Below are 6,846 nucleotides of genomic sequence, written 5' to 3' on the forward strand. Positions count from 1 at the left end.
GGATGCCGCACCTTGCCCTCCGCCGACTTGGCGCGATACTCGATCTCGGCGAGCAGCTTCGGCTCGACCCAGATGCCTTTGTGCGCAATGCGCCTGCTGTAGGGCTGGGTCTTCCTAATCAGCGGCGTCAGGCGCTTCTGCAAGTCCGCGGCCGATGCCTTGTCGAAGCCGTGGTCGACCTTGCCCGCATAGAACAACTCGTCGCCCTTGCGCCGACCGAGATAGATCCCGTCCCATTTGCCTTCGTCCAAGGCGAACCCAGCGATTGTCAGCGTCTCACGCTGGCGGCAAGTCACCTTCAACCACTCGGCGGCTTGGCCTGACGCATAGCGGCTACTGCGCACTTTCGAAACCACGCCCTCAAGTCCGACCTTGCAGGCGTGCTCGTACATCTCGCGTCCGTTGAGGTCGAAGCTTTCGCTGAATTGGATGGGGGTCTCCTCGATCAGCTTTCTGAGATGCGCCTTACGTTCGTTCAGGGGCAGCTTCCGAAGATCGTAGCCGTTCAGATAGAGCAGATCGAAGGCCACCATCACGATCTTGGTGGACTTGCCCTTCAACTCATTCTGCAGGACTGAAAAATCGGTGGTGCCGTCCGGAGACGGGACGACAACCTCGCCGTCGACGATCGCGGATGCCGCATTGATCACGTAAGCGTCGGCGGCAATCTTCTTAAAGCGCTTGGTCCAGTCGTTTCCGCGCCGCGTGAATACCTTGATGTCGTCGTTCGCAAGGTGAAGCTGGACGCGATAGCCATCGAACTTGATCTCGTGAACCCAGCGCGTCCCGGAAGGCACCCGATCGACCTGGGTCGCCAACGCCGGCTCGATGAAGCCGGGGGTAGGGCCCTTGGTGCCGATCGCGGCCGGCTTCTTACGCTGAAACGCCACTCGGATGACTCCACGCGACGAAGGCCGATTCAAAGTGGCGCAACTTGATTCGTTCCGGCCCAGAGTGGTCCAGGTGTTTTGCCGCTGTTCCGACTCCGGAACTTGGAAACCTTTTTTGGTATTGCCGAGTTTTCCTGATGCCGGTTGGACCTACCTCAGAGAGATGCCATGCAGGAGTATCGCATTTTCGTTCTAGGTCGGGACGGACGCATTATGGACCGATACGAATTCTTGGCTCCTGACGATAACGCGGCGAAAGAGCACGCCGAGCAGATGGTGGATGGCCACGACATCGAGCTATGGGAGCGAGGGCGAAAGATAGCGGAACTGAGGAGCAAGGAGTGCCGGGCGCGATGACGATGGAAGATATGCTTCAACTTGCCTTGGTGGTTGTCTTTGCCGCGGTTTTGATGGCGACTAGCCAAGCTTTCACGCAATATCGATCGTCAAGACATGCCGACGTGCCTGCTCTCGCAGTGATCTTGCGTGCGGAGAGACCGACGTTCCCTCCTATTTGAGCATGTCTTGGTATCAAGGGAAAATGTCAGCTCTGATTCCTGCGGCGTCTGATCAGCCAGTAGACGCCGTAGCCAATGGCAAGGATCGGAAGACCTGCACCAGCGATTGGCCCGGGGGCTCCGCTGACGTTTTTGTTCTGACCGGGCGCGTTCTCGCAATTTCCCCTGTCATTGCAGGCTTGCGCAGGCAGGGTGATCGTCGTCAGAGTGAGGGCCAAAATCGCGGCGGCTATGCCAAAACCGCCCTTCATCGCCTTCTCCTTTATTACTGACCGACATTTAATGTGAAATTAAATTATATATTAAAAATATAAAGGTTCAATGTGTTTATTACCGAACTTTCCCGGTCATATCAGGTTACTTCCTTTTCAGGAGGGCGGCTGGTATGCGCGCTTCAACACGCAGTGCCAAAGAGCTTTGCGAGCTACTCGCGTCAGATACCGATGTGCTCGCACAAAAGATGTCGGATTTGCTTTCGCTTCGAAAATTCGTTGCCGACGCTGAAATCGTCGCCGCTTCGCATGGCAGCATACCGAGCGCGCCGCTGATGGACCTTGGCGGCCCCGCTGCTGGCGGAAGGAGTTGGCGTTTGCCGGATCGAACTGTTCAATAAATCTCGCAATGCAATCAAATTGTCCAGCGTCATAACAATGCGAGCACGCACGACGCTTTCATGTTCAATCCGATCCGAATCGAGTAGCGGACCTGCCTTTGGGCGAACGTGTGTAAATGTGAGTGTCATGAGCGTCCCAGGCCCCGACGCCAGATTGATTTTTCCTATGCAAAGCACTTCTGGAATATTGCCTGGGTCTACCGTGAGCGGTTTCTCAGCCCATAGATGGTCTCCCACGAAGTTTTCCGATGTTACGAGATTTATCACCCCGCTTGCGGAATCTTCGCCCATCCCAGAAGTACGCTCTTGCGACTGCTTCGTTCCTCAATGCGCGGTGAAGCACGTCGGTGGCCATGTCACCGGCCAGCCACATCAGCGAATGATGAATTGATGCTAGTCAAGCAAACAGCTTGGCGCCTTCCGGAGTGATCTTCACGTAGGTGCCGCTTTCGTGCATCCAGAGCCAGCCGCGCTCGATCGCGAGCGCTCGTCCAGCCCCGTACTCGACCGGCGAGCCACCGTCTTGGAAGACGAACGGATAGTTGATTTTCTCGACGTGAATGCGCCCATCTTGCACCGGCACGACTTCGTGCGCGAGCTCCATGATGCGGCGGGCGGCCTTCTCCGGATCGGCGTAGGGTCGGTCCTCGATGTATTTCATGCTGCGAGTTTATCTTCTTTGTCTGGGCCGCGCATTACGATCTTCAGGGCGTCGTCAGGGAGTGGCCGCTGAAGGGCCTTGGCCTCATCCCACGGCGCGCGCAGCCAGACGTCGCGCTCCTCGTCCGTCGTCAGGTCATGGATCGGCTCCACGACGGCGTTTGGCTCGGTGGTCAGGAAACCATATACGAGGTGAGGGCCGGGGACCGGCTTCGACTTGGTGCCGCGGTCGCCCTTGAACTCGGTCCAGATTCCGGCAAAGGACGTAAGCGGCCGGTCCTCGTTCAGGGCAAACCACACGACGTCCTTTTTGTTGGTCACCGGGTTCGGTTCAGGCGCGTACTCGGCGAAGCTGTTGGAGGGGACGGCAGCCAAGCGGTTCCGTTCCAGCCCAGTAGGTTTATTTCCGACGATCCGACTCGGACTTGTTCGCTGCCTTCAATCGGCCTCGGATATATTCAGCCAAGTCGCCGACCTCATCACGCATGGCCTTTTCCGTGATCCCCTCGCTCTTGGCCATTTCGACGCAGCACCGCGTTAACTCGGCCACGTCTTGCGAGGCGCCGGGCGTCCCGTACTGCTCAGCGGCGTGAACGCTATTCTCGATCCAGAACTCGATAAATTCGCGAGCTGTCGGCAACTCTCATCCTCTTAGTGACAAACTCAATAGTAGCATGCCATGGCAAATTCTCTCGCATTTCCCCTTGTATTCCCAGGGGAGCTATATAGCTTCAGGAAGTTCGATTAGCCGTTGTGCCTTGTTGAATGGTCTAGGCGGCCCTTTTCAAAAGACATCGTCGGATTGAATTCGGAGCTCGTGTGTGTTCACGCGAGATGCGGCGCTTTGGAGAGTTATCATGGCGACGGGTACGGTTAAGTGATTCAATGACCAGAAGGGGTTCGGATTCATCCACCCCAACGATGGCGGTAAGGACGTGTTCGTTCATATCAGCGCGGTCGAGCGAGCGAGCCTTGGTGGACTCGCCGAGCGCCAGCGGGTGAACTACGAGGTCAGGACCGACCGGAAGAGCGGTAAAGACAGCGCAGACAATCTGTCCCTCGCATAAAAGTTTTCCGTCATTCCACGGATGTACTGGAATGACGCGGCCCGCTCGATCTCGGGATTGAGCGGGCTGTTGCACGCGAAGGGCAATCCGTTCCTTCAATCTGGGATCATCGGCCGCGTCGTCGCCACGGTTCGCGGCTGCAGCACTATAGCTGATCTGGTGCCCATAACTCGGAAGGAGCAGCAACTTTGCAAGTAATTGTTCGCGAAAACAACGTCGACCAGGCGCTTCGAGTTCTCAAGAAGAAAATGCAGCGCGAGGGCGTGTTCAGGGAAATGAAGCGCCGTCGCTCCTATGAGAAGCCCTCGGAAAAAAAGACCAGAGAGAAATCAGATGCCATCCGCCGCGCCCGTAAGCTGGCTCGGAAGCAGGCCATCCGCGAGGGGCTCATCGTCGTGCCACCCAAAAGGGAAAGGGTCGTGAGCAAGCGTATGCAAACGCTGCCCGCCACCACAGCGCAGCCAACTAACGAGGTCTGAACGACGACGACGGAGGAACCTACGAAGGGGCGCTTCAGGGGCTGAAGATCAGGAACGGATCATGAAGTTGAATGAAGCCCAGATAACGAGAACGCTCTCGCAGTTTCAAGCGCAAGTGCTTGCTGAGGATCATCCGGCAGTCGCACAATTCCGCGAAATGTTTGGGCAGCACACTTTCTTTCTTGATGCCAGGGGACTGCACGTGTTGGAACTGCTCGAAATTCCTGGGATGGAAGCTGAGGAAGGAGAGGTAATAAGTCTCGCGGATTGGACTGATGCGGACTTTACGACATTGAGGACACATCGGCCCGAACCGACGGGCGTTGTTGTCCGCTTGAAAGAAGTTCGGCACTGAGACGACCTCGACGGGCGAAGGACGTGGCGCGCCTTGGTTGGATGAAGCCGCGGATCCTTTCCAAAATAACCTAAGTGAACCGCTGTCGTAGAGGCTACAAGCGTTCTGGCGCTAATTCACGATCCTACTTCGATATATCAGGCTGTCAGGGCGTTCAGCAAAATCGCGAGGGAAGCTGAAATTGGAACCGTCAGGACCGCCAGGAGTCGGTCGTGATCGCTCCTGGCAACCCGCTCCGCGAGTCCGGCGCCGAGAGCTACTTAGGGGCCTTGGAGGAGGCAGAAATGACTTATACCCACGAATCGAAGAAGCCGACCGCGGCCCGGCGAGAGGCTCAAAAGGCCTTTAGGGAAGCGGATGCCAAGGTCGCGATGTCCGAGTATGAACGCAATCAAAAGGCGTTTCATGCAAACCGAGAGCGGTTGAGGTCGGAGCGACTGGCTCGCGAAGCGGCAGCAACAGCTAAAGCTGCACAGAGCGAAAGTGCTGACCATGTCAGAAAGAAGAGAATTGTATCGTAGTCCGAACGGAGACACGTGGTTCCTCGGACGCGAGCCTACAAATGGAAATGCGTTCATAATCCATCAGCCGAATGCGCCTTCCGGTGGTCGATTGTCACATATCGAGGTAGGCGAGTTCTTGCGCAGCGACGTCAAAGGACCTGAGCACCAGGCCCTCTTGCGCTTGATCGGGACGTTGGTCGACGTCCCGCCTTAGGCGTAGAACATCCAAGCGCTGCTGGCCTGACGGACGTCCCACGCGGTGCTGGTCCGCTCGTTCCTGGCGCTCGCCTACTAAGTGGCTGAGGCGGCAGAGCCGGTCGCACTCGATGTTCATCCTTCTTCGCTCGTGATCCTGATCCGGTAAAGCACGCGGTCGCCAGCCTTGACATCTAGGCTCCAGCTCTCCCCCGGCTGCAGCGAACTTTCGATGTCGCGGGTGAGCGACAGAGCTTCCCGCCAAGCAGCGCGATTGTCTCGAAGCTCCGTTCCGGTTTCGTCGCGAAACGGGAACTGTCCTTCGATATGAAAAAAGTAACGAGGCATTGACCGCAAACCACGACATTCCGACGGCAAAACGACGAGCTTCCGCAACCGTTCCTAAGCCGCTTTGCTATTAGGAACGTTAAACGAGTGGGGAATTTGGGCTTCTACGCAGGGCCCATTGGCGCGAGGGAGCGAGCGCACAGATCGGTGTGTCGGTTATGGCTGATCATGCAGAAATTTGTCGCACGCGAGCCGAGCAATACCGCCAACAAGCTGCGCAGACGGTTGTCCGATAGACAAGCAGCAACTGCTGCGGCTTTCCGAAGAATGGCTGAGGCTCGCACAATCACCCGCGCTCGGCTCAGACGCGGACTTGGCTGCCGGCGGCCGTCAGCCTCGCGTAGGTGCCGCTCTCATGCATCCAGCCTCGATCGATTGCGAAGCGGCGCGCGGCTTTCTCCGGGTCGGCGTAGGGGCCGGGTTCGATGTATTTCATGCTGCGAGTTTGTCTTCCTTGTCGGGGCCACGCATGACGATCTTCAGGGCGTCGTCTGGCAAGGGCCGCTGGAGAGCCTTGGCCTCATCCCATCGCGCGCCGAGCCAGACGTCGCGTTCCTCGTCCGTCGTGAGGATGACCGGCATGGCCTTGTCATGGATCGGTTCTACGACAGCGTTCGGCGCGGTGGTCAGGAATCCATAGACTAGATGAGGGCCCGGGATCGGCTTTGACTTGGTGACCGCCGGATGGCGGCATGGCTGGTGTTTCGGGGCCATGGCACATTATAGGATAGAGAAAAAGCCGTGAACAAGCTTTGGAACCGCGGCCTACTACCGTCTGTTCAGGCTCATGAGCTGACTAAGAGGTGCGACCATGAAACGCCTCGGCATGGGCCAGATAACTCTCTTGGCTGTCCTATTCGGTATCTTGATCCTCACAGTCGTTTGGGCCGTCTCAGTATGGAATGAGAGCGGTGAGGCCGTCATGGACAAGCACGGCTGGATCGCGCTCGGCCTGGGAACATTCTTTTCCCTCTCGATCGGTTGCGGACTGATGGCTCTGATGTTCTTCAGCAGTCGCAGCGGACATGATGAGGTCGCCGATCCCTTCCGAAGACGGGAGCCACCTGAGTCAAGCGGCCGTGATTTCCCGTCTGGCTAGGACGGGTGGATATTGCGGCCCCAGCGGGGCCGCGTCCAACGTGGGCTAGGCTGTGTGGACTCTTGGGATTCTCAAATCAGACGGAACGTGATTCAAGGCTTTCTTTTAGGAGGAAGCCT

11 protein-coding genes and 3 pseudogenes are annotated in these 6,846 nt (G+C 57.4%); 5 read left to right on the top strand and 9 right to left on the bottom strand.

Annotated features, from left to right (window positions below):
- From ligD to AC5ZGW_RS44860, 6 genes and pseudogenes are all read right to left on the bottom strand, one after another.
- The coding region (ligD, locus tag AC5ZGW_RS44835) for a non-homologous end-joining DNA ligase (protein WP_496114130.1) at window positions 1-890 on the bottom strand (890 nt) is incomplete at its 3' end.
- A gap of 544 nt (window positions 891-1,434) precedes the next feature.
- Window positions 1,435-1,659 carry a hypothetical protein gene (locus AC5ZGW_RS44840; RefSeq protein ID WP_130231047.1) on the bottom strand — a complete coding sequence of 75 codons (225 nt, stop codon included), beginning with the start codon at window positions 1,657-1,659 and terminating at the stop codon, window positions 1,435-1,437.
- 182 nt (window positions 1,660-1,841) lie between these two features.
- The gene (locus tag AC5ZGW_RS44845; protein WP_130231049.1) at window positions 1,842-2,312 is read right to left on the bottom strand and encodes a hypothetical protein; all 471 of its coding nucleotides are present in this window, start codon (window positions 2,310-2,312) and stop codon (window positions 1,842-1,844) included.
- A 106-nt stretch (window positions 2,313-2,418) separates the two neighbouring features.
- Window positions 2,419-2,682, bottom strand: a complete 264-nt coding sequence (locus AC5ZGW_RS44850; protein ID WP_130231051.1) for a hypothetical protein — start codon at window positions 2,680-2,682, stop codon at window positions 2,419-2,421.
- Window positions 2,679-3,047: pseudogene (locus AC5ZGW_RS44855) on the bottom strand (SOS response-associated peptidase family protein); the annotation flags it as partial. The gene AC5ZGW_RS44850 and the pseudogene AC5ZGW_RS44855, both read right to left, overlap by 4 nt.
- Window positions 3,048-3,081: 34 nt before the next feature.
- A complete protein-coding gene (locus AC5ZGW_RS44860) occupies window positions 3,082-3,321 on the bottom strand; it encodes a hypothetical protein (RefSeq protein ID WP_130231052.1) in 240 nt (79 codons plus the stop codon).
- A gap of 217 nt (window positions 3,322-3,538) precedes the next feature.
- On the opposite strand from AC5ZGW_RS44860, the pseudogene AC5ZGW_RS44865 reads away from it, so the two are divergent.
- The 4 genes and pseudogenes from AC5ZGW_RS44865 (at window position 3,539) to AC5ZGW_RS44880 (ending at window position 5,103) form a co-directional block, all read left to right on the top strand.
- Window positions 3,539-3,748: pseudogene (locus tag AC5ZGW_RS44865) on the top strand (cold-shock protein).
- A 188-nt stretch (window positions 3,749-3,936) separates the two neighbouring features.
- A complete protein-coding gene (gene rpsU, locus AC5ZGW_RS44870) occupies window positions 3,937-4,227 on the top strand; it encodes a 30S ribosomal protein S21 (protein ID WP_130231054.1) in 291 nt (96 codons plus the stop codon).
- Between the two features lie 61 nt (window positions 4,228-4,288).
- Complete coding sequence (locus tag AC5ZGW_RS44875) at window positions 4,289-4,582, top strand: hypothetical protein (RefSeq protein WP_130231056.1); 294 nt, start codon at window positions 4,289-4,291, stop codon at window positions 4,580-4,582.
- A gap of 284 nt (window positions 4,583-4,866) precedes the next feature.
- Complete coding sequence (locus tag AC5ZGW_RS44880) at window positions 4,867-5,103, top strand: hypothetical protein (RefSeq protein ID WP_130231058.1); 237 nt, start codon at window positions 4,867-4,869, stop codon at window positions 5,101-5,103.
- Between the two features lie 312 nt (window positions 5,104-5,415).
- Here AC5ZGW_RS44880 and AC5ZGW_RS44885 read toward each other — a convergent pair whose 3' ends face one another.
- The 3 genes and pseudogenes from AC5ZGW_RS44885 to AC5ZGW_RS44895 form a co-directional block, all read right to left on the bottom strand.
- Window positions 5,416-5,628: a DUF6894 family protein gene (locus tag AC5ZGW_RS44885; RefSeq protein WP_130231064.1), complete on the bottom strand. Its 213-nt coding sequence runs from the start codon at window positions 5,626-5,628 to the stop codon at window positions 5,416-5,418.
- Between the two features lie 301 nt (window positions 5,629-5,929).
- Window positions 5,930-6,064, bottom strand: coding sequence for a hypothetical protein (locus AC5ZGW_RS44890; RefSeq protein ID WP_283813346.1), 135 nt, complete (start codon window positions 6,062-6,064; stop codon window positions 5,930-5,932).
- Window positions 6,061-6,303 (bottom strand): annotated as a pseudogene (locus tag AC5ZGW_RS44895) (SOS response-associated peptidase); the annotation flags it as partial. The pseudogene AC5ZGW_RS44895 and the gene AC5ZGW_RS44890, both read right to left, overlap by 4 nt.
- A gap of 136 nt (window positions 6,304-6,439) precedes the next feature.
- Between AC5ZGW_RS44895 and AC5ZGW_RS44900 the strand changes: the two are divergent.
- Window positions 6,440-6,727, top strand: coding sequence for a hypothetical protein (locus AC5ZGW_RS44900; protein ID WP_130231060.1), 288 nt, complete (start codon window positions 6,440-6,442; stop codon window positions 6,725-6,727).
- The last annotated feature ends 119 nt before the right edge of the window (window positions 6,728-6,846 follow it).

Source organism: Bradyrhizobium sp. Crot121, assembly GCF_059512385.1.